Here is a 21,754-nt window from a genome sequence, read left to right on the forward strand (position 1 = left end):
CATGACTCGCACCCGTAGCCGTAGCGGCACCCGCCTCCGCCCTCGTACCCGCAGGGGCAACCGCTCGCTGGCCTTCCTGCTGGCCCTGCTGCTCGCCGCCTTCGTCGCCCAGCCGGCCGGGGCCGCCGAGGGCCGTCCGTACACCAATCCCGTCAAGTCCCAGAAGGGCGCCGACCCCTGGATCCAGTACTACGACGGCAACTACTACCTGGTCACGACGTCCTGGACGTCCGAGCTGACCATGCGCAGGTCACCCACCCTCGCCGGGCTCGCGACCGCGCCGAGCGTGCAGGTGTGGGCCGACTCCACCGCCTCGCGCTGCTGCAACATGTGGGCGCCCGAGATCCACTTCTGGAACGGGCACTGGTACCTCTACTACGTGGCGGGCCAGGGCATCGTGGACTACAACCCCACACAGCGCGTGCATGTGCTGGAGAGCGCGGGCTCCGACCCCATGGGTCCGTACCGGTACAAGAACCAGCTGGGCAGCGCCTGGATGCTGGACGCCAGCCTGCTGACGCTGAACGGAAGCCTCTACCTGCTGGGCAGTGCGAACGGCGGCGGTACGCAGAACCTGGTCATCGCCCCGATGAGCAACCCGTACACCCCGAGCGGCGCCTTCTCGACCATCTCCACACCGACGTACGGCTGGGAGAAGTCGGGTGGCTCGGTCAACGAGGGGCCGGAGGTCCTGCAACGCGGCGGGAAGACGTTCATCGTCTACTCGGCGAGCGGCTGCTGGACCGCCGACTACAAGCTCGGGCAGCTGGCGTACACCGGGACCAACCCGCTGAGCGCTTCCTCCTGGACAAAGAAGTCCACGCCGGTCTTCAGCCGCAATGACGGGGCGGGCGTCTACGGACCCGGCCACAACGGGTTCTTCGGCTCGCCCGACGGGACGGAGAGCTGGATCGTCTACCACGCCAACGACGCGGCGGGCGAGGGCTGTGACAACGGCCGCACCACCCGCGCCCAGAAGTTCACCTGGAACGCGGACGGCACACCGGACCTCGGCAGCCCGGTCGCGCTCGGCACCACCCTCGCCGGGCCCTCGGGCGAGAGCGCGGCCACCCCGGCCGCGTACACCCTGGTGAACCGCAACAGCGGCAAGTGCCTTGAGGTGGAAGGCGGTTCGGGCGCGGACGGCGCCAATGTCCTCCAGTGGACCTGCAACGGCGGGACGAACCAGCGCTGGCGCGTCGACGATCTCGGTAATGACACCAGCCGTCTGGTCAACGTCGCGAGCGGCAAGGTGCTGGACACGGCGGACTGTTCCGTCGCCGACGGCGCCGATCTGCGGCAGTGGTCCTGGCTGAACAACATCTGCCAGGCGTTCCGTCTCGTCGTCACCGATCAGGGCGGCTGGGTACGGGTGGTGGGCGCGCGCAGCGGCAAGGTCGCGGACGTCGCCGACTGCTCCACGGCGGACGGGGCCGATGTACGGCAGTGGCCCTGGCTGAACAACGCGTGCCAGCAGTGGCAGTTGAAGCCCGTCTGACAAACCGGGTCGGCAGAGCGTCAGGGGTGTTCTTCCCTGCCGAAGAACACCCCTGACGTCGTACCTGACCAGATCAGCCCGCCGCGCCCAGCAGCGCTCGGCCGACCTGCGGGAACAGACCCTTCGGGTGGGCCCGGAACAGCGGTTCCGTGCCGAACAGCACCACCCGTGTGCCCTTCGCCGCCGTACCGCTGACGACCGACGGCCTGCCCGCCGCGTCCGTGGGGCCGCCCGTACCGTTCTCAGCCGCGCGCCAGTGGCCCGAGACCAGCGGGTTGCCGGTGCCGTACGACTGGTCGACGCGCACCTCGTCGCCGAGGCCCGTGAACCAGAGCGGCGAGTAGACGAAGGAGTGGGCCGGGGCGCCGCCGGTGACCGGGCCACCGGCGTTGGTCACCCGCACCACACCGTTGGCGTCGCCGTTGCCCGCGACCGGCTCGGCCGTGAGCAGACCGGCGGCGGTGTTGAAGGCCGCCCCCGCCGAACCGAGCGCCACCAGGCGTCCGGCTCTGTCGCCTCCTCCGTCGAGGAAGCCGTCCAGGGCCGTGCGCGCGGCCGGGTTCAGACCGCCGTACTCGAGGCCGGAGGACACGTACAGCACATCCGCCGTCGACCAGTCGAAGCCCGCGTTCAGTGTCTGCGTCGACACGGGCAGCACCTCGAAGCCCATCTCGCGCAGCGCGAACCGCTCCCCGGGCGTCACCGCGGCGGCGACGCGCGTACGGCGCAGCTCCCCGGATCCCTTCTCCTTCGTCGCGGCGAAGACCACGCCGTGACGGTCGGCCAGGACCGCGGCCTGACGGCGGGCCGAACCCGGCACGATCGCCGAACCGTCCGCCGCCCGCCGTACCCTCACGCCCTGCGCGAGCAGGGAGTTGAGCGCCGCCAGCTCGTCGGGGTCGTCGAGGCGCAGCCGCAGGGCGCCGCCGCCCGTCACGCCCGCCACGGAGCCGGTGGGGGATGCGGCCGGGACGGTACGGCCCGGAACACGCAGGGCGCCGTCGGCCCGCTGGATTTTCTCCACGCTCGCGCCCCACAGCAGCCCGAGGCTCCACCCCGATATGTCGTACATCGTGGAGACGTCCGCGCTGATGTCGCGGCCCTCGGCCAGGATCACATTGGCGATACCGCGCTTGGCCTGGTGCATGTCGACCACGTACGAGCCCGCCGGATAGGAGCGTCCCGCCAGCCGGAAGCCCGCGGTCGCCCGCCGTACCTGTACGTCATTGGCGATCAGGTGGTCCACCAGCCGGGCCGCCGCGGGCGCGGAGCGCTGACCGCCGCCCGCCGGGATGACGTACGCGCGAGGGAAGGCCGTGGTGTACACGTCCTCGGGGCCGATGCCCGGCACGCCCGGCACGGTCTGTGCCGACACCGGCCGCTGGGCCTCGCCCGCCGCGCCCCGGCGGAAGGTCTCGATCTGGTCGGCGATCACCGACGTGCGGTGGGCGAGCGCGTAGGTGAGGGTCGCGCGCATCACCGCGCCCGCGATGTCCGTGTTGATCGCGGACCGCCGGCGCAGCTCCGCCACCGGGAGCGTCTCGTAGTCGCTGTTGTTGACCCGCATCGGGAACTCGACGGTGTGCGACGCGACCGCGCCCTGGAACGCCATGTACTGCGGGGTGAAGACCGGCGGCCAGTCGTCCCAGCCCTCCTCCTGGTCGCGGAAGGGGATGACGGGCGCCTCGACGCCGTCCTCGCCGGGCGTGTAGCCGAGATCGTTCACCGCCTTCTCCATGCCGAGGGCGTTGGCATAGCTGTTCTTCAGGAACAGGTCGTATTCGTAGTTCTCGCCGTGCGGCGGGGTCGTCGGCTCGATCAGTGTGCCGTTGACATAGCCGTGGAGATCGAGCATCACGGCGGGCTGCTTGTCGACGCCGATCTGCCGGACCGCGCGCGCCTCGGGCTGCGAGGCGGTGATGAAGTCCCGGTTCAGGTCGAAGCCTTCGGAGTTGGCGCGGGTCCCGGCGATCCGGCCGTCCGGGTTGGCGGTGACGTTGAGATAGATCCGGTTCCTGTCGAGCAGGTCGCGGGTCCGGCCGTCCTTCGCCTTCGCCAGCTCCTCGATGAGCCGCAGGGCGGCGTCGGTGCCCTCCCACTCGTTGCCGTGGATGTTGTTGTTGATGAAGACCGGTGTCTTGTAGGCGGACTTGATACGGCGGTCCTTCGCGGCGGCCGCGGGGGAGTCCTCGATCAGCTCGCGCATCCGGTCCTGCTCGCGGGCCTCGCGCGTGCTCTCGGGCGCGGTGACGGTGACCAGATACAGCTCATGGCCGCCCGCGGACCGGCCCGCCACCTCCACACTGACCCGATTGCCCAGCTTCTGGAGGGCGTTGAGCCTGGGGGCGAGGGAGTGGTACGGGGTCAGGCCGAGCTTGATCGACTTGTCGGCGGGGTTCGCCGGGGGAGGAGTGAGGACCGTACGGCGCGGATAGCCGCCGTCCTTGCGCAGGGCGGGTGCGGTGGTGGCCGCCGTCCCGGCCGCAGGTGCGGCGCGGTTCGCCGATGCGCCGAGGGGCGTGGCCGCGTCGGGGGCGCCGTTCTCCCGCACGGGATGCGGCCGGGGCACGTCGCGGCCGGGAACGGCGGTCGCGGGGAGCGGGGCGAGCAGCAGGGCACCGGCCGTGACGGCGGTGGTGAGCAGGACGGGTCTGGGCATCCCCATACGTGTGTACCTCCGGGCTTCCGAGAAAGGGTGAGTGGCGGGTGGATGGCGCGCGGGTGGCTCGTGGTGGGCAAAGCGATCCGTGATCATCCAGAGAGAACGGGAACGATCCGAAACGCTCCAAGATGATCAGATGTGGTCTGAATAATGATCCGAGTTGACCTGAACTGACCTGAACTGATCTGAAGCGATCGACGGTGATCGTTAGGCAGGGTCTACCTGTTATGCCCTCGAAGAACAAGAGGGCGTGCGATCCGCCGGTAGGGTGAGCCGCATGCGTGATCTCGGGGCAGGCTTCGGCTATCTGTGGAAAGGCCAGCGCTGGGTCGCCGGCCACGGTCGGTGGTTCGGATTCGGGCTGCTGCCCGGTCTGGTGACACTGGTGTTGTACGCGGGCGCGCTCGTCGGCCTCTGGTACGGCGCCGATGACTTCACAGCCTGGTCGACCCCCTTCGCCGACGACTGGTCCTCGCCCTGGCTCGGTCTCTTCCGGGGCTTCCTGACCGCGCTGCTCTTCGGGCTCGGCCTGTTCCTCGCGGTGATCACCTTCACCGCCGTGACCCTCCTCGTCGGCCAGCCCTTCTACGAGTCGCTCTCGGAGGAGGTCGACCGTACGGAGGGCGGCGAAGTCCCCGAGTCGGGCCTGTCGTTCTGGCGCGACCTGTGGATCTCCGCGCGGGACAGCCTGCGGATCCTGGTGCGGGTGGCGCTGTACGGCATCCTGCTCTTCGGCCTCGGATTCATTCCGGTCGTCGGGCAGACGGTCGTTCCCGTGCTCGGTTTCTGTGTCTCCGGCTTCTTCCTGGCGGAGGAGCTGACGGCGGTGGCGCTCCAGCGGCGCGGCATCGAGCTGAAGGAACGCCTCGGCCTGCTCCGGGGCCGCCGCATGCTCACCCTCGGCTTCGGCGTACCGCTGACGCTCGCCTTCCTGGTTCCGTTCGTGGCGGTGTTCCTGATGCCGGGCGCGGTGGCGGGAGCGACGCTGATGGCGCGCGAGCTGACGGCGCGGCCGGAGGACGCCGACGGCGCCGGGCAGGGCACGCGGCAGCCGGGCGTACCGCTCACCCTCGACAAGTAGCAAGTAGCAAGTAGCGAGTAGCGAGTAGCAAGCGGCCAAAGGCCGACAGCCAGACGTCACCGCCGCCGGATCCGAGGCCGTACCTACCGTCCCGGATCCGGCGGCGGACTCATGTGCGGCGAATCCTCCGGCGGCTCTCAGGACGCGTCGGCGGCCACCGTGACGATCGACGTCAGCTGCGCGATGATGTCCAGCCGGTTCCGGACGAACTCCGGATCGGTCACGGACCCCGTCGCCGGGTCCGTGTTCCCCGCCCCGAATTCCAGTACCGGCGTGTGCACATGGCCGCCCGGGACTTCCCGGCCCAGCCGGTCCCGCAGCAGCGTCGCCCGGTAGGCGATCTCGTTGGACAGATAGTCCCCGCCGCCTCCGGCGCGGGCCGCGGACCCGGCCGTCGGACCGTCGGGCCGTACCACCGGAGCGGTTCCGCCCGCCTGGACCTCCGTCACCGACGTGTTGTCGTACACCGGGAACCGGCCGGTGTCCGCCGCCACGATCGCGCGGTACGGCAGGCTGGTCGTCGTCCACTGAGGCTGCGAGGCCGGGTCGGCCACCGGCACGAGCCCGGTCTCCGAGACGTTCTCGTTGTCCCCGAACCCGCCGCGCCAGGCGCCGTTGAAGCGCTCGACGTCGATCCGGCCGACCCGGCCCTGGCTGACCGTCGTGAACAGGTCGGCCCGCGACAGCGGCTCGCGCAGGGCGCGTTCGACCGTGCCGTCCGCGAAGTCCTGCCAGCGCACCGGGAAGACGGCGGCCTGGATACGGGCGGGGCCGTCGGCGGTCCTGATGACCGTGCCGTCCAGGGCCAGCGCCATCGCCCCGGAGGGGTTGCTGATCCGGATGTCGCGGTCCAGCGTGAACGGGTCGAATCCGGTCACGACGATCCGCTTGACGCCCGCGTCGCCCTTGCCCGAAGGGAACGCCATCGAGTCCTGGCCGCGCGAGGAGCGCTCCAGCTTTCCCAGCAGCCGCGACCGCGCCGCCTCGGACAGCGCGAACTCCGGCTGCCACTGGCGCAGTTCACGGGTCATCCCGAGCCGCGCCCAGTACAGCGGCCGGTCGTCGTCCCGGCTCAGATCGCCGTGCGCGCTCCCTCGCCCCTGCGCGCGGTCCACGGCCCGCTGCCACAGCCGCGTGCCCTGACCCGTGACGGCCCGCTCGGCCTGCGCGTACGACCGAGCGCCGTGCAGCGACCGTACGAAGTCCGGCGCCACACCGTCGAAACCACTGCGCCGCAGGATCTCCCGCGGTACGTCCTGGTCGAGACGCCGCTCCTCGACGGTGAACGCCCGTGTGCCGGAGGACTCATGAGTCGTCGCGGCGGCGAGAGGCGGCGGCGCGGCGAGGGCGAGGGCGGCGGAGCCGAGCAGGACGAGTCCGAGCAGGTCAGGCCGTACGCGCAGCTGCACGCGCGGCCGTGCACGGGCCTGTGTCCGCGTCCGTACGCGTATCCGCTCCGTGGGGCGCGTGAGTCTCATGAGGGATGTCCTTCCGTCGGCTGGCGGCAGTATGGCCTCCCGCCGGGCCGTTGACCATGGCCGCCCGATTCCTGTCATCTGCCGGTGCGTGCCGGTGCTCCTCGGCCTGAGTTCTGTCCGGGAAAGAGACCTACAGATTCGCGGATCGTCATGTAACCATTCAGCACACATCGACGAGGAGGTACGTCCGTGGCATCCGTGACAGGCGCATCCACCACCCGGGCCGACCAGGCACGCGAAGCGGTCGTCGAGGCGGCGCTCGGCAAGCTGGATCTGGACGCCAAGGCACGGTTGCTGGCCGGTCAGGACATGTGGTCCCTGCCGGGGATCCCCGAGATCGGACTGGCGTCCCTGGTGATGTCCGACGGCCCCATCGGTGTCCGCGGGGTCCGCTGGACCGCCGACGACCCGTCCGTCGCCCTGCCCTCGCCGACCGCGCTCGCCGCCGCCTGGGACCCGGAGCTGGCCCGCCGGGCCGGGCAGCTGCTCGCGCAGGAGGCCCGCCGCAAGGGCGTGCACGTACTGCTGGCGCCGACCGTCAATCTGCACCGATCGCCGCTCGGCGGGCGCCACTTCGAGGCGTACAGCGAGGACCCGTACCTCACCGGCGAGATCGGCACCGGCTATGTCCGCGGTGTCCAGGACGGCGGAGTCGGCACCACCGTCAAGCACTTCGTCGCCAACGACGCCGAGACCGACCGCTTCACCGTCGACAACATCGTCTCCCCGCGCCCGCTGCGCGAGCTGTATCTCGCGCCCTTCGAGGCCATCGTCGCCCAGGCCCGCCCCTGGGGCATCATGGCCGCGTACAACCAGGTCAACGGCTCGACCATGACCGAACACCGTCACCTCCAGAACGAAGTCCTGCGCGGTGAATGGGGCTTCGACGGCTATGTCGTCTCCGACTGGCTGGCCGCCCGCTCCACCGTCGGCGCACTCCTCGGCGGTCTCGATGTCGCGATGCCGGGACCGACGACGGTGTACGGGGAGGCCCTCGTCGCCGCAGTCGGTGCCGGTGAGGTGGCGGAGCACGCCGTCGACGACGCCGTACGGCGTGTGCTGCGGCTGGCCGCCCGCGTCGGCATCCTGGACGGCGCCCCGCCGGCCGTCACCGAACTCCCCGCGCCCCTCGACGGCGAGGCCCTGGCCCGCGAGGTCGCGCGCCGTTCCTTCGTCCTCGTACGCAACGAGGGACGAGGCGACTCCGGCGGCGGGCGCCCGGTCCTCCCGATCACGCTGGACGGGACCGCGCCCGACGGGACCGCGCCCGACGGGACCGCGCCCGGCCGGACCGGCACCATCGCGCTCATCGGGGCCGCCGCCCGCGACGCGCGGATCCTCGGCGGCGGCTCGGCCGTGGTCTTCCCCGACCACATCGTCTCCCCGCTCGACGGCCTCACCCGGGCCCTGCCCGAGGGCGCCCTCACCTACTCCCTCGGCGCCGACCCCAACGAGGAACTCGCCGACGCCGACAAGGGGTTCGAGCTGACCGCCGTCTGCCGCGCGGCCGACGGGCGGGTGCTCGGAACCTCCACCGTCCCCGGCGGCCGGGTGCAGTGGGCGGGCGCCGACCTCCCCGAGGGAGTCACCCACGAGGAACTGCACACCGTCGAGCTGACGGGCCGGTTCACCCCCCGGGAGAGCGGCGAGCACGCCTTCGGCACCCGTGGCCTGGGCGGTTTCGTCCTCACCGTCGACGGCGACACCGTCTTCGACGGCGCGGAGGAACTGGGCCTGTCCTCCGACCCCTTCGAGGCATTCTTCGGCGGACCGGTGGAGCGCGCCCGCGCCGGGCTGACCGAGGGCGAGAAGGTCGAGATCTCACTCCTGCACACCGTCCACAAGATCCCTGACGCCCCGATCAAGGCCGTCGCCTTCTCCCTCCTCCACCTCGGCCCGCGCCACGACCCCGACGAACTGATCGCGCGGGCCGTCGAGGCCGCACGCGCCGCGGACACGGCGGTCGTCGTGGTCGCCACCACCGAGCGCGTCGAGTCCGAGGGCTTCGACCGCGCGGACCTGAGGCTGCCGGGCCGTCAGGACGACCTCGTACGAGCCGTCGCCGCCGCCAATCCGAACACCGTGGTGGTCGTCAACACCGGCTCCCCGGTGGAACTGCCGTGGCGCGAGGAGGTGGCCGCGATCCTGCTCAGCTGGTTCCCGGGACAGGAGGGCGGCGCGGCCCTCGCCGACGTCCTGCTCGGCGCGGCGGAGCCCGGCGGCCGGCTGCCCACCACCTGGCCGGTCGCCCTGGCGGACGCACCGGTCTCGGCGACCACCCCGGCCGACGGCGAACTCCACTACACCGAGGGCGTGTTCATCGGCTACCGCGCCTGGGAACGGGCGGGGACCACACCCGCGTACCCCTTCGGCCACGGCCTCGGCTACACCGACTGGGAGTACGAGACGCTCACGGCCACCCCGAGCGACGCCCGGGTGCGCCTGCGCAACACCGGCACGCGCACGGGCCGTGAGGTCGTCCAGATCTACCTCGCGCCGGTACCCGGCCGGAGTCCGGACACCCCGGAACGCCCCGCGCGCTGGCTGGCGGGCTTCGCCCCGGTCGAGGCGGAATCGGGCCAGAGCGTCGAGGTCCGGATCCCGCTGCGGCGCCGGGCGTTCGAGATCTGGGACGAGGAGTCGGGCGCCTGGTCGTTCGTCCCCGGTACGTACGAGGTCCAGGCCGCCCGCTCGGTCACCGACCGCAGGCTGAACGGCCTGGTGGAGGCGCGGGCGTAACCGCGCACGACGAGGGCAGAGAGACATACGCCCCCGGGAGCGGACCTGACACCGCCCCCGGGGCCGTGTGCCCCGGACAGGCCCTACCGGCGCACACCGAAGGCATACGTCGTGGTCGACGCGTACACCTCACCGGGCCGCAGCACCGTGCTCGGGAACGCGGGCCGGTTGGGGGAGTCCGGGAAGTGCTGGGTCTCCAGCGCGATGCCCTCGCCGGGACCGTACGGCTTCCCGTCGAAGTGGTCACCGGTGTAGAGCTGGAGCCCCGGTTCGGTGGTGGCGACGGTCAGCATCCGCCCCGACACCGGGTCGTACAGCTCGGCCGCGGTCCGCTCCCCGTCCTGGCTCTCGTCCCCGTCCAGAACGAAGTTGTGGTCGTAGCCGGGCCCCACCGGGCGGGCCGTACGGAAGTCGAAGCGCGTGCCGTCGACCGGCGCCAGCTCCCCGGTCGGCACGGTGGAGCCGTCCATCGGAGTGATCCGTCCGGCCGCGATCCGCAGCTCGTGCCCGGTCGCCGGGCCGCTGCCCGCGCCGGTCAGGTTCCAGTACGTGTGGTTCGTCAGATTGACGTGGGTGGGGGCGTCCGTCACCGCGCGGTAGTCGATCCGCAGCGCGCCCGCCGCGTCCAGGGTGTACGTCGCCGAGACCTCGAGGCGGCCGGGGAAGCCCTCCTCGCCGTCCGGACTGATCCGGGACAGCCGTACACCGTGGTCGCCGGCCGCCCGCGCGTCCCACACCCGCCGGTCGAAGCCGTCCTCGCCGCCGTGCAGGTTGTTCGGCCCGTCGTTGCGCGCGAGCCGGTACGTCCGGCCGTCCAGCGTGAACGCCCCGCCCGCGACACGGTTCGCGTAACGGCCCACCAGAGCGCCGAAATACGACCCCCGTGACTCCGGATAGCCCGCGGCGTCCGGGAAGCCGAGCACCACGTCGGCGACGTCCCCGTTCCGGTCGGGCACCTCCACCGACTGGACGACACCGCCGTATGTCAGCAGCCGTATCCGGGTACCGGCGCGTTCGAGGGTCCAGCGGTGAAAGGGCGTGCCCTCGGAAGTCGTACCGACACGTTCCGTGTTCATGACAGTCACGATCGAGACCCTACGCCGCGCGACCCGCGGCCGAGGCCACTCACGCAGTCCCGGAGAACAGGCCCTACACGGGGGGCTTGGCCGATGTGACGTTGCGGTACGCGATCTCCGCCAGCCGGCCCTGCCCGTTCTTGCTCGGATGGAACCAGTCCCAGTGGCTCAACTGCTCGCCGGTGAACCGGTAATCGAAGACCGCGCCGCCGTCGTACCGGCAGCGCCGGTCCTTCGCGCACACGTCCCTCAGCACCCCGTTGTACGCCACGACCCGTTCGTAGACCGTGTCCCGCCGCTTCTTCGCCCGCTCGCTCATGTCCTGCGAGTCCCTGAGCATCGTGGCGCAGATCCCCAGCTTCCAGATCTGCCGGCCCAGTGGATTGCCCCGCCCGGTGGACCAGAGCCGCTTGAGGTCCGGCACGCTCGACACGTACACCTGCGCCTTGGGCGCCCCGGCGCGCAGCTGGCGCATCGACGCCTCGAAGGACGCGCGGAAGTCGTCGACCGGTGTCATCTGCCTCGCCGTGTCCTGGCAGGCGTCGTTGGCCCCCACCATGACCGTGACCAGCTCCGGCTCGCGCTGTGCGGCCTGCGCCATCTGACCGGGCAGGTCGGACATCTTGGCGCCGGTCTGGGCGTGGTTCCAGCTGCGGTTCTTCGTGGCGGGCGCGCCCAGGAGCCGGAACGCGAGGCTGCGCACCTCGCTGTCCGTACCCGTCGACCAGGACACCTGCGGGCAGTCCGCGAGCACCACACAGGCGTCGAAGCCGCGGGTGATCGAGTCGCCGACGGCGGCCACGGAGGCGGGGCTGCGGTTCCAGACGGGAGTGGGGCGCGGGGACGGCTCGGCGCGCCGGTCGCCGGAGCAGCCCGCCAGCGCGCCGGACACGGCGAGCAGCCCGGCGGTCACGGCGGCGACGCCGGCGCGTGAGCGGTGACCGGGACCCGGCAGCTCACCACGGTCCCGGCGCGGGACGGGGCTTCCGCCTCGTTCCGAGCTCTGAAGGGTCTTCCGCACCAAGGCCTCCCCGGTCGGCATCGTCTGGCGTCCTCTGGCATCTTCGTCGTCCTACGGTGCCTTCAGACATCCGGCGGAGTCCTGGCGAGTGAAAGCTTCGCGTATATCGGAGCCGAGACCGACGGTACGTCACCCTGGGTCCCTCGCCGCACGGTAGCTTTTCCCACGTCGAACCAGAGGCGCCCGATCTCTGGGCTCCGGTAAATTACATCACGTCACATGCTGTCCCTTTTGCGGGGTTTCACTCCCGATGCTGTTTACTGAGGCCGCTGGGAAACGCGAACCTCGTCCCACACTGGAGGTCCCGGTGACGACACGTGGAGTTCTGTACGTGCACTCCGCACCGCGCGCGATGTGCCCGCACGTCGAATGGGCGGTGGCGGGTGTGCTGGGCCAGCGGGTCCAGCTCGACTGGATCCGGCAGCCGGCCTCGCCGGGCACCTGGAGAGCCGAGGTGTCCTGGAAGGGCCGGGCGGGAACCGGCTCCAAGATCGCCTCCGCACTGCGCGGCTGGCAGATGCTCCGGTTCGAAGTGACCGCGGAGCCGTGCGCCACGGCCGAGGGCGAGCGCTACAGCGCCACCCCTGACCTGGGCATCTTCCACGCCGTCACCGGAATGCACGGCGACATCCTGATCCCGGAGGACCGGCTGCGCGCCGCGCTCGTACGTTCCCAGCAGGGCGAGAGCGGCCTGGAGGCGGAGGTCGCCAAGCTGCTCGGCAAGCCGTGGGACGACGAACTGGAGCCGTTCCGGTACGCGGGCGAGGGCGCTCCGGTCCGCTGGCTGCACCAGGTCGTCTGAGCGCGCAGGAGCCTGTGGGCGCGCGCCCGCAAGCCCCGGGTCCCCCGGTCGTCCGAGCGCGCCGGGGCGAGCCGTCTTACCGTGGTCCCATGCCCGACCAACTCGCAGTAGCAGTCCTCGGCACCGGCATCATGGGCGCCGCGATGGCCCGTAACCTCTGCCGCGCCGGACACGACGTCCGCGTCTGGAACCGCACCCCCGCCAAGGCCGAACCCCTCGCCGCCGACGGTGCCACGGTCGCCGCAACGCCCGCCGAGGCCGTGGCCGACGCCGATGTCGTCCTCACCATGCTGTACGACGGCCCGGCCGCTCTGGAGGCCATGACGGCCGCGAGCCCCGGACTGCGCCCCGGCGCCATCTGGCTCCAGTCCACGACCGCCGGCGTCGAGGCCATCGCCCCACTGGCCGATCTGGCCCGCCGGCAGGGCCTGGTCTTCGTCGACGCCCCCGTCCTCGGGACCAAGGCACCCGCCGAGGACGGCGAACTCCTCATCCTGGCGGCGGGTCCCGAAGAGGCCCGTACCCCGCTGGCCCCCGTACTCGACGCAGTGGGCCGACGCACGGTCTGGCTGTCCGACGACGGCACCACCGGTGCGGCCAGCCGCCTCAAGCTCGTCTGCAACAGCTGGGTGCTGGCCCTCACCAACGGCACCGCCGAGGCGCTCTCGCTGGCCAAGGGCCTGGGCGTGGACCCGCAGTACTTCCTGGAGGCCATGGCCGGGGGCTCCCTGGACTGCGGCTACCTCCACGCCAAGGCCGCCGCGATCATGCGGGACGACTACACCCCGAGCTTCTCTGTCACCACGGCGGGCAAGGACGCCCGCCTGATCGTCGAGGCCGGTGCGGCCGAAGGCGTACGCCTGGACGTCGCGGCGGCGGGCGCGGAACGCTTCCGCCGGGCGGAGGCCCAGGGCCACGGCGACAAGGACATGGCGGCGACGTACTTCGCCAGCTTCGAGAGCTGAGACCGGCGCGTACGGACGAGCCACGTGCGGACGAGTCACGTATGGACGAGTCACGTACGGACGGGCCACGTATGGACGAAACGAGACGCCCGGCCGGGGGAGCCCCGGCCGGGCGTCTCGTTCGAGCATCAGAGCGATCGTGCGATCAGACCGTACGCAGCGCCAGCACCACGTTGTGGCCGCCGAAACCGAACGAGTTGTTGATCGCCGCGATCGTGCCGCTGGGAAGCGCGCGCGGTTCGTCGCGTACGACGTCCGCGTCCACCTCCTCGTCCAGGTCGTCGACGTTGATCGTCGGCGGGGCCGTGCGGTGGTACAGCGCGAGGGCCGTGGCCACCGTCTCGATGCCGCCCGCGCCGCCCAGCAGGTGGCCCGTCATCGACTTGGTGGCGGAGATGGCGACATGTTCGAGATCGTCGCCCAGCACCATGCGCAGCGCCTTGATCTCCGCCAGGTCGCCCTGAGGCGTGGACGTGGCGTGCGCGTTGAGGTGGGCGACCTCGGACGTCTTGAGATCCGTGGAGTCCAGCAGGTTCTGGAGCGCCTTGGCGATCCCCCGGCCGGTGGGCTCCGGCTGGGCGATGTGATGGGCGTCCGAGGACAGGCCCTGTCCGAGGACCTCGCAGTAGACTCGCGCCCCGCGCTTCGCCGCGTGCTCGGCGGACTCCAGGACGAGGACGCCCGCACCCTCACCGAGGACGAAGCCGTCACGCGCCTTGTCGTACGGCCGCGAGGCCTTGGTGGGCTCGTCGTTGTTCTTGGACATCGCCATCATGTTGGCGAACGCGACGACGGGCAGCGGATGGATGGCCGCTTCCGTGCCGCCCGTGACGACCACGTCGGCGCGGCCGGTACGGATCATCTCCACGGCGTAGCCGACGGCCTCGGCGCCCGAGGCGCAGGCGGAGACCGGGGTGTGCACGCCCGCTCGGGCGCCCACTTCCAGGCTGACGTTGGCGGAGGGGCTGTTCGGCATCAGCATCGGCACGGTGTGCGGGGAGACGCGGCGGACGCCCCGCTCCTTGAGCACGTCGTACTGGTCGAGCAGGGTGGTCACGCCGCCGATGCCGGAGGCGATCACGGTGCCGAGCCGGTCGGGGTCGACGGAGGTGTCGTCGCCGGCCCTGGCGGTGTAACCCGCGTCCGCCCACGCCTCCCGGGCCGCGATCAGCGCGAACTGCGCCGAGCGGTCCAGTTTGCGGGCGAGCGGACGGGGCAGTACATCGCCCGGGTCGACCGCCGCCGTGGCGGCGATACGGACCGGCAACTCGGCGAAGCGTTCGCCCTCCAGGGGCCGTACCCCGGAGCGGCCCGCGAGCAGGCCGTCCCAGGTCGATGCGCTGTCGCCACCCAGTGGTGTGGTTGCGCCGATACCGGTGACGACCACGGTGCGATTGGTCGAGCTCACTGGAATTCTTTCTCCACGTGTAGAGGGTGCTGAATTTTTACGGCGCCACCACCAGGTGGCGTCAGCCGTGCTGCCCGGGTCAGGCAGCCTGGTGCTTCAGGATGTAGGCGGCGGCGTCGCCGACCGTCTTCAGGTTCTTGACGTCGTCGTCCGGGATCTTGACGTCGAAGCGCTCTTCGGCGGCGACGACGACCTCGACCATGGACAGCGAGTCGACGTCCAGGTCGTCGGTGAAGGACTTGTCCAGCTGGACGTCCTCGACCGGGATACCGGCGATCTCGTTCACGATCTCGGCGAGACCGGCGACGATCTCTTCCTGGGTGGCGGCCATGTGGGCGCTCCTTCGATATTGAGCTGACGGAAATATGGGAACACGCTCCGGAAAGATCCGGTGTGCCTAGGGGAGGGTAACGACCGTCGCGGCGTACACGAGACCCGCCCCGAAGCCGATGACGAGCGCGGTGTCACCGCTTTTCGCCTGTCCGGTCGCCAGGAGCCGCTCCATCGCGAGCGGGATCGAGGCGGCCGAGGTGTTGCCGGTGGTCTCCACGTCACGGGCGACCGTGACGCTCTCCGGCAGTTTCAGAGTCTTCACCATCGAGTCGATGATCCGCATATTGGCCTGGTGCGGAATGAAGACGTCCAGGTCCGCCGCGCTGATCCCGGCCGCGTCCAGCGCCTGCTGGGCGACCTTCGCCATCTCGAAGACGGCCCAGCGGAAGACCGCCTGGCCCTCCTGCGTGATGGCCGGGAACTTCGCCACGGTGCCGTCGCGGTAATCGTCCCACGGCACGGTCTGCTTGATCGTGTCGGACTTGTCACCTTCGGAGCCCCAGATGGTCGGTCCCATCATCGGGCCCTTCGCCGGGCCGACCACGACCGCGCCCGCGCCGTCACCGAACAGGAAGGCCGTCGCGCGGTCCTCCAGGTCGGTCAGGTCGGAGAGCCGCTCGACACCGATCACCAGGACATGCTCCGCCGAGCCCTCGACGACCATGCCCTTGGCCAGGGTCAGCCCGTAACCGAAGCCGGCGCAGCCCGCCGAGATGTCGAACGCGGCCGGCTTGCCCGCGCCGATCCTGTCGGCGATCTCGGTCGCGACGGCCGGGGTCTGCTTGAAGTGCGAGACGGTGCAGACCACCACGCCGCCGATCTGCTCGGGCGTGATCCCCGCGTCGGCGATCGCCTTGCCCGATGCCTCGACGGACATCGCGGCGACGGTCTCCTCGGGGGAGGCCCAGTGCCGGGTCGCGATGCCGGAGCGCGAGCGGATCCACTCGTCGGACGAGTCGATCGTCTCCAGGATCACCTCGTTGGGCACGACACGGGTCGGGCGGTAACCGCCCACACCCATGATGCGCGCGTACGGGGCGCCCTTGCTCGGCTTGATCTTCGACATGCTCTCGGACTCCTATTCAGCCGTGGAGGAGTGCTCGGCGATCAGCGTCCGGGCGGCGTCGAGGTTGTCGGGGGTCTTGAGCGCCAGAGGCTTCACACCGGGCAGGGCGCGCTTGGCGATGCCGGTGAGGGTGCCGCCGGGGCACAATTCGATCAGCGCGGTCGCGCCCAGGTCCTGGAAAGTCTCCATGCACAGATCCCAGCGGACCGGATTGGCGACCTGACCGACCAGGCGTGTCACGACGTCGGCACCGGCTGCCACGGTCAGCCCGTCCCGGTTCGAGACGTACGGGACGACCGGGTCGGCGGCGTCGAGCGAGGCGGCGGCCGCTTCGAGCTTCGCGACCGCGGGGAGCATGTGCTCCGTGTGGAACGCCCCGGCGACCTTGAGCGTCACCACGCGGCGTACGCCCTCCGGCTTGTCGGCCTCCAGCGCGGCGAGCTGCTCGAGCGTGCCCGCGGCCACGATCTGGCCGGCGCCGTTCACATTGGCCGGGGTCAGGCCGAGCTTCTCCAGATGCGCGACGGTGGTCTCGGGGTCGCCGCCGAGCAGCGCCGCCATCCCGGTCTCGGTGATCGCGGCGGCTTCGGCCATGGCCAGGCCGCGGGCCCGCACGAGCTTCAGGGCCTCGTCGTCCGTGAGCACACCGGCCAGCGCCGAGGCGGCCAGTTCACCGACGCTGTGGCCCGCCGTGGCGCCGACCTCACGCGCCACGTCCTCGGTGGCCGGGAAGAGCTGACGGGCGGCCAGCAGCGCGGCGGCCACCAGCAGGGGCTGGGCGACGGAGGTGTCACGGATCTCGTCCGCGTCGGCTTGTGTGCCGTAGTGGACAAGGTCCAGGTCAAGGGCGTCGGACCAGGCCCGCAGCCGGTCTTCGGCGCCGGGGAGGTCGAGCCAGGGAGTCAGGAAGCCGGGCGTCTGAGCGCCTTGGCCGGGAGCGACGAGTACGAGCACACTCACACTCTCTCTTGCGGACGGTCCTCGGCGCCCGTGAGGACAGGGACGAAGAACTGTCAGGGTAATTGTTGGAATACTACAAAAGTCTAGGACTGAGGATCCCCGTCGGCCAGGCGTCCCAGGATCAGGGCAATCCGCAGCGTGAAGGCGGACCTGACATCGGAGGGTGACCAGCCGGTGACGTCAGTCACACGTCGCAGCCGGTAGCGCACGGTGTTCGGGTGTACGAAGAGCATCCGGGCGGCGCCCTCCAGACTGCTCGCCTGCTCCAGATAGACACTCAGAGTCTCCAGCAGCGCCGACCCCGCTTCCTCCAGCGGTCTGTAGATCTCCTCCACCAACTGGTCCCGCGCGGCGGGGTCCGCGGCGATCGCGCGCTCCGGCAGCAGATCGTCGGCGAGCACCGGGCGCGGTGCGTCCTGCCAGGCGGAACAGGCCTTCAGCCCGGCGGCCGCGGCCTGCGCCGACTTGGTGGCGGCCAGCAGGTCGGGCACCACCGGGCCGGCCACGACCGGGCCCGCGGCGTAGGGGCCGATCAGCGACTTGGCGACCTGGAGGGGGTTGTCGCTGCCGCCGGCGATCACCACGAGCCGGTCGCCGAGCACCCCGGTGAGGACCTGGAGCTTGGCGTGCCGGGCGGCCCGGCGGATCGCCTCGACGATCAGTTCGCTGTCCCCGTCCGGGGCGGTGCCGAGCAGTACGCAGACATGCTCGGGCGAGTTCCAGCCGAGGGCCGCCGCCCGGGAGATGGCGCCCTCGTCGGCCTCCCCGGAGAGCACGGCGTTCACGACGAGGGACTCCAGCCGCGCGTCCCACGCGCCCCGGGCCTCGGCGGCCTGCGCGTACACCTGGGCCGTCGCGAAGGCGATCTCCCGCGCGTACACCAGCAGCGCCTCGCGCAGTACGGACTCGTCGCCCGGCGCCGCGACCTCCTCGATCGCCGACTCCATGACCACCATCGTGGTCCGCACCATCTCGACGGTCTGGCGCAGGGTGATCGCCCGCGTCAGCTCGCGCGGTGCCGTGCCGAAGACATCGGTGGAGATGGCCTGCGGGGCCTCCGGGTGACGGAACCACTCGGTGAACGCGGCGATACCGGCCTGGGCGACCAGCCCGATCCAGGAACGGTTCTCCGGCGGCATCGCGCGGTACCACGACAGCGTCTCGTCCATACGGGCGATGGCGTTCGCGGCGAGTCGTCCTGATGACTGCTCCAGCCGCCGCAGCGTCGCGGGATGCGGATGGGGTTCGTTCGAGGGTTCAGACACGGGGACAAGACTGCCTTATCGGGAAGGGCCGGCGCGGGGGAGGGGTGGAGGGGGCGGGGTCGAGGGGCGTCCGGTGGATCTTTCCGGCACCGGGCCCCGCGCGCTGATCCTGCCTGACCGGCCCGGCCCACGGGGCACCCTCCACTACCGTGGGACCGTGATTTTCGTACGGCACGCGGCGGAGCGTTACGCCGGCGGCGACCCGGCCGCGGGCACCGAGTCCTTGCACGCCTTCTCCTTCGGACACTTCTACGATCCGGACAACCTGCGTTTCGGCGCGGTCCTCGCCTGCAACGAGGAGCGGCTCGCGCCGGGCGCGGGGTTCGACGAGCATCCCCACAGTCATACGGAGATCGTCACCTGGGTCGTCGAGGGCGAGCTGACGCACCGCGACTCGGCCGGGCACGCCACGCTCGTCGGGCCGGGCGACGTCCAGCGGCTCAGTTCGGCCGGCGGGGTGCGGCATGTGGAGCGCAACGACGGCGAGCGGCCGCTGGTCTTCGTACAGATGTGGCTCGCGCCGCTGGAGCCGGGCGGCGAGCCCGCGTACGAGGTCGTGCGGGGCATCGCCGACTCCACACCGTACGCCCTTCCGCAGGCGGGGGCGATGCTGCACGTGCGGCGTCTGAAGGTGGGCGAGCGCTCCGCCGTGCCGGACGCGCGGTCCCTGTACGTCCATGTGGTGCGCGGCGGGGTACGGATCGACGGCGGCGAGGGCGCCGCGGCCGGCGCGGGTACGGAGCTGGGGCCCGGCGACTCGGCGCGGATCACGGACGCGGCGGGACTGGAGCTGACGGCGACCGGGCCGGAGCCGGTGGGAGGGGATCCCACGGCGACGGGACCCGGGGCCCCGTCGCCGGCCGAGGTGCTGCTCTGGGAGATGTCAGGCTGAGCGCAGCTCGCCCAGCACCGCGTCGGTGAAGGGCGGCCAGGCCTCGATGGCCCAGGAGCCGAAGTCCCGGTCGGCCAGCGCCACGCACGCAGCCCCGGCGTCCGGGTCGACCCACAGGAACGTACCGGACTGGCCGAAGTGCCCGAACGTACGGGGCGAGGACGAACCACCCGTCCAGTGCGGGGACTTGGCGTCCCGGATCTCGAAGCCCAGACCCCAGTCGTTGTTCTTCTGGTTGCCGTAACCGGGCAGGACACCGGAGAGCCCGGGGTGCACGACCGTCATCGCGTCCAGGACCGTGCGCGCGTCGAGCAGCCGGGGGGCTTGGAGTTCGGCGGCGAACCGCACTATGTCGTCCACCGTCGAGACGCCGTCCTTGGCGGGCGAACCGTCCAGGGACGTCGCGTCCATCCCGAGCGGTTCGAACACCGCCTCGCGCAGGTAGTCGGCGAACGGGATGTCGGTGGCCTTGGCGACATGGTCGCCGAGCACCTCGAAGCCCGCGTTGGAGTAGAGCCGGCGCGTGCCCGGCCCGCTCGACGCGCGGTGCTCGTCGAAGGCCAGACCGCTGGTGTGCGCGAGCAGATGACGGACCGTGGACCCCTCGGGCCCGGCCGGCTCGTCCAGCTCGATCGCCCCTTCCTCGTACGCCACGAGCACCGCGTACGCGGCGAGCGGCTTGGTCACGGAGGCGAGGGGGAAGCGGTGCGACGTGGGGCCGTAGGACGCGAAGACGGTGCCGTCGGCTCGTACGACGGCGGCCGCTGCGGTGGTCACGGGCCAGTTCTCGATCAGCGCCTTGCTCTGCATGGCTACGACTTTAGTGCCCCTCCCGGCGGTGTCCGCCCGTCAAGGTCCGCCCGTCGAGGAGCGGTGTCCGGGACCGTGAGGCTCCTGGGGCAGGAGGCCAATCGGGGGCGCCACGAAACTCCCGCACCCTTTCCCCTTGCTTGGAGTGCACTCGAAGGATTTAGCGTTGACACCATGACGCTGACCGAGAGCAGGGCCGTACGGACGGATCGCGTGGACGACTGCGCTTCGGCTCCTCCGGCGCATCCGCGCCCCGACGGCAAGGACCGGTACACGATCAGCGAGGTCGCCGCTCTCACCGGCCTCAGCGCCCACACCCTGCGGTGGTACGAGCGGATCGGCCTGCTGCCCGACGTGGACCGGTCGCACACCGGACAGCGCCGCTTCTGCAACAAGGACCTGGACTGGCTCGGTTTCGTCGGGAAGCTGCGGCTGACCGGGATGCCGGTGGCCCACATGGTCCGTTACGCCGAGCTGGTCCGGGCAGGTGAGGAGACGTTCGAGGAGCGGCGGGAGCTGCTGGAGAGCACGCGGCGTGATGTGCTGGAGCGGATCGAGGAGCTCCAGGACACGGTCGCCGTTCTCGATCTGAAGATCGGTATTTACGCGGACGCCCGCAAGGCGTCGGAGAGGGTCTGAACCCTGATGAGCGACAGCAAGAGCGACAAGAGCGACAAGATCGAAAAGGTGCTGCTCGGAGCCGGGGGCCCGGAGGTCGGCGCTCAGGGCCTCGGCTGCATGGGGATGAGCTTCGCGTACGGGCCGACGGACACCGACGAGGCGCGGGCCACTCTGGAGCGCGCCTTCGAACTGGGCGTGACGCTGTACGACACGGCGGATGTGTACGGATTCGGCGAGAACGAGAAGTTCATCGCGCCGTTCGTCCGGGAGCACCGCGACGAGATCGTCCTGGCCACGAAGTTCGCGCTGGGAATGGACCGGGCCGATCCCACCAAGCGGATCATCCGCAATGACCGCCCGTACATCCGCGAGTGCGTCGAGGGAAGCCTCCAGCGCCTCGGGGTGGACGAGATCGACCTGTACTACATGCACCGGCGCGATGTGAACGTCCCCATCGAGGAGACGGTCGGCGCCATGGCGGAGCTGGTGGCCGAGGGCAAGGTCAAGTACCTGGGGCTCAGCGAGGTCACGGCCGCCGAGCTGCGCGCGGCGCACGCCGTGCACCCGATCGCCGCCGTGCAGTCGGAGTGGTCGCTGTTCAGCCGGGACATCGAGGCGCAGGTCGTGCCCGCCGCCGCCGAACTGGGCGTCGCGCTCGTGCCGTACTCGCCGCTCGGGCGTGGCTTCCTGACCGGCGCGTTCGTCAACGCCGAACAGGAACTGGGCGCCGACGACTTCCGCCGTCAGCAGCCCCGCTTCACGGGTGACAACGCCGCCGCGAACGCGGCGCTGCTCGAACCGGTGCGCAAGATGGCCGAGGGGCGGAACGCGACGCTGGGGCAGGTCGCGCTCGCCTGGGTGCAGCAGCAGGCGGCGGTGCGCGGACTGGCCGTCGTGCCGATCCCGGGAACCCGCAAGCGCAGCCGGGTCGAGGAGAACACCGCGGCGACGCACCTGATCCTCACCGAGAGCGAGCTTCAGCTGCTGGAGCCGATCGCGGGGCGGGTGGCCGGTGGCCGGTACTACGACATGACGTTCACCTCGGCCGGCCGCGAGTAGTCCTCGTAGGCGCAGTAG

The 21,754-nt window shown here is 71.1% G+C and carries 18 protein-coding genes; 8 read left to right on the top strand and 10 right to left on the bottom strand.

All coding sequences use genetic code 11. The annotated features are described in order from the left end of the window. Nucleotide 1 precedes the first annotated feature (1 nt). Nucleotides 2-1,498, top strand: a complete 1,497-nt coding sequence (locus ACIOJD_RS09265) for a family 43 glycosylhydrolase (RefSeq protein ID WP_401910180.1) — start codon at nucleotides 2-4, stop codon at nucleotides 1,496-1,498. A 73-nt stretch (nucleotides 1,499-1,571) separates the two neighbouring features. Here the strand turns inward: ACIOJD_RS09265 and ACIOJD_RS09270 are convergent, their stop codons facing one another. Then, nucleotides 1,572-4,163 (bottom strand): M14 family zinc carboxypeptidase, encoded by a 2,592-nt coding sequence (locus ACIOJD_RS09270; protein ID WP_401910183.1) that lies wholly within the window; start codon nucleotides 4,161-4,163, stop codon nucleotides 1,572-1,574. 274 nt (nucleotides 4,164-4,437) lie between these two features. On the opposite strand from ACIOJD_RS09270, the gene ACIOJD_RS09275 reads away from it, so the two are divergent. After that, a complete protein-coding gene (locus ACIOJD_RS09275) occupies nucleotides 4,438-5,241 on the top strand; it encodes an EI24 domain-containing protein (protein WP_401910186.1) in 804 nt (267 codons plus the stop codon). Between the two features lie 137 nt (nucleotides 5,242-5,378). On the opposite strand, the gene ACIOJD_RS09280 is transcribed toward ACIOJD_RS09275, so the two are convergent. After that, nucleotides 5,379-6,719: a pyroglutamyl peptidase gene (locus tag ACIOJD_RS09280; RefSeq protein WP_401910189.1), complete on the bottom strand. Its 1,341-nt coding sequence runs from the start codon at nucleotides 6,717-6,719 to the stop codon at nucleotides 5,379-5,381. 189 nt (nucleotides 6,720-6,908) lie between these two features. Between ACIOJD_RS09280 and ACIOJD_RS09285 the strand changes: the two genes are divergently transcribed. Further along, the gene (locus tag ACIOJD_RS09285) at nucleotides 6,909-9,458 is read left to right on the top strand and encodes a glycoside hydrolase family 3 protein (RefSeq protein WP_401910191.1); all 2,550 of its coding nucleotides are present in this window, start codon (nucleotides 6,909-6,911) and stop codon (nucleotides 9,456-9,458) included. An 83-nt stretch (nucleotides 9,459-9,541) separates the two neighbouring features. Here ACIOJD_RS09285 and ACIOJD_RS09290 read toward each other — a convergent pair whose 3' ends face one another. After that, nucleotides 9,542-10,534 (bottom strand): aldose epimerase family protein, encoded by a 993-nt coding sequence (locus ACIOJD_RS09290; RefSeq protein ID WP_401910193.1) that lies wholly within the window; start codon nucleotides 10,532-10,534, stop codon nucleotides 9,542-9,544. 73 nt (nucleotides 10,535-10,607) lie between these two features. Continuing rightward, nucleotides 10,608-11,489 (bottom strand): SGNH/GDSL hydrolase family protein, encoded by an 882-nt coding sequence (locus tag ACIOJD_RS09295; protein WP_401911665.1) that lies wholly within the window; start codon nucleotides 11,487-11,489, stop codon nucleotides 10,608-10,610. A 373-nt stretch (nucleotides 11,490-11,862) separates the two neighbouring features. Here ACIOJD_RS09295 and ACIOJD_RS09300 point away from each other — a divergent pair, with 373 nt between their 5' ends. After that, nucleotides 11,863-12,357, top strand: a complete 495-nt coding sequence (locus ACIOJD_RS09300; RefSeq protein WP_401910195.1) for a DUF3145 domain-containing protein — start codon at nucleotides 11,863-11,865, stop codon at nucleotides 12,355-12,357. An 89-nt stretch (nucleotides 12,358-12,446) separates the two neighbouring features. Continuing rightward, entirely contained in the window at nucleotides 12,447-13,322 is an 876-nt protein-coding gene (locus tag ACIOJD_RS09305) for an NAD(P)-dependent oxidoreductase (protein WP_401910198.1), read from the top strand. A 145-nt stretch (nucleotides 13,323-13,467) separates the two neighbouring features. Here ACIOJD_RS09305 and fabF read toward each other — a convergent pair whose 3' ends face one another. From fabF to ACIOJD_RS09330, 5 genes are all read right to left on the bottom strand, one after another. Further along, nucleotides 13,468-14,730, bottom strand: a complete 1,263-nt coding sequence (gene fabF, locus ACIOJD_RS09310) for a beta-ketoacyl-ACP synthase II (RefSeq protein ID WP_401910200.1) — start codon at nucleotides 14,728-14,730, stop codon at nucleotides 13,468-13,470. Between the two features lie 79 nt (nucleotides 14,731-14,809). Further along, nucleotides 14,810-15,061 carry an acyl carrier protein gene (locus ACIOJD_RS09315; protein WP_401881063.1) on the bottom strand — a complete coding sequence of 84 codons (252 nt, stop codon included), beginning with the start codon at nucleotides 15,059-15,061 and terminating at the stop codon, nucleotides 14,810-14,812. A gap of 66 nt (nucleotides 15,062-15,127) precedes the next feature. Further along, nucleotides 15,128-16,129, bottom strand: coding sequence for a ketoacyl-ACP synthase III (locus ACIOJD_RS09320; RefSeq protein WP_401910203.1), 1,002 nt, complete (start codon nucleotides 16,127-16,129; stop codon nucleotides 15,128-15,130). 12 nt (nucleotides 16,130-16,141) lie between these two features. Beyond that, nucleotides 16,142-17,083, bottom strand: coding sequence for an ACP S-malonyltransferase (locus ACIOJD_RS09325; RefSeq protein ID WP_401911667.1), 942 nt, complete (start codon nucleotides 17,081-17,083; stop codon nucleotides 16,142-16,144). 89 nt (nucleotides 17,084-17,172) lie between these two features. Continuing rightward, nucleotides 17,173-18,354, bottom strand: coding sequence for a PucR family transcriptional regulator (locus ACIOJD_RS09330; protein WP_401910204.1), 1,182 nt, complete (start codon nucleotides 18,352-18,354; stop codon nucleotides 17,173-17,175). A 157-nt stretch (nucleotides 18,355-18,511) separates the two neighbouring features. Between ACIOJD_RS09330 and ACIOJD_RS09335 the strand changes: the two genes are divergently transcribed. Beyond that, complete coding sequence (locus tag ACIOJD_RS09335) at nucleotides 18,512-19,246, top strand: pirin family protein (RefSeq protein WP_401910206.1); 735 nt, start codon at nucleotides 18,512-18,514, stop codon at nucleotides 19,244-19,246. Here the strand turns inward: ACIOJD_RS09335 and ACIOJD_RS09340 are convergent. Next, nucleotides 19,238-20,056, bottom strand: a complete 819-nt coding sequence (locus ACIOJD_RS09340; protein WP_401910209.1) for a serine hydrolase domain-containing protein — start codon at nucleotides 20,054-20,056, stop codon at nucleotides 19,238-19,240. The genes ACIOJD_RS09335 and ACIOJD_RS09340 overlap by 9 nt on opposite strands. A 174-nt stretch (nucleotides 20,057-20,230) precedes the next feature. On the opposite strand from ACIOJD_RS09340, the gene ACIOJD_RS09345 reads away from it, so the two are divergent. Further along, entirely contained in the window at nucleotides 20,231-20,695 is a 465-nt protein-coding gene (locus ACIOJD_RS09345) for a MerR family transcriptional regulator (RefSeq protein WP_401910212.1), read from the top strand. Between the two features lie 6 nt (nucleotides 20,696-20,701). After that, complete coding sequence (locus ACIOJD_RS09350; protein WP_401910215.1) at nucleotides 20,702-21,736, top strand: aldo/keto reductase; 1,035 nt, start codon at nucleotides 20,702-20,704, stop codon at nucleotides 21,734-21,736. The last annotated feature ends 18 nt before the right edge of the window (nucleotides 21,737-21,754 follow it).

The sequence above is a fragment of the Streptomyces sp. NPDC088116 genome (assembly GCF_044741745.1).
In the GTDB taxonomy this organism is placed as follows: domain Bacteria; phylum Actinomycetota; class Actinomycetes; order Streptomycetales; family Streptomycetaceae; genus Streptomyces.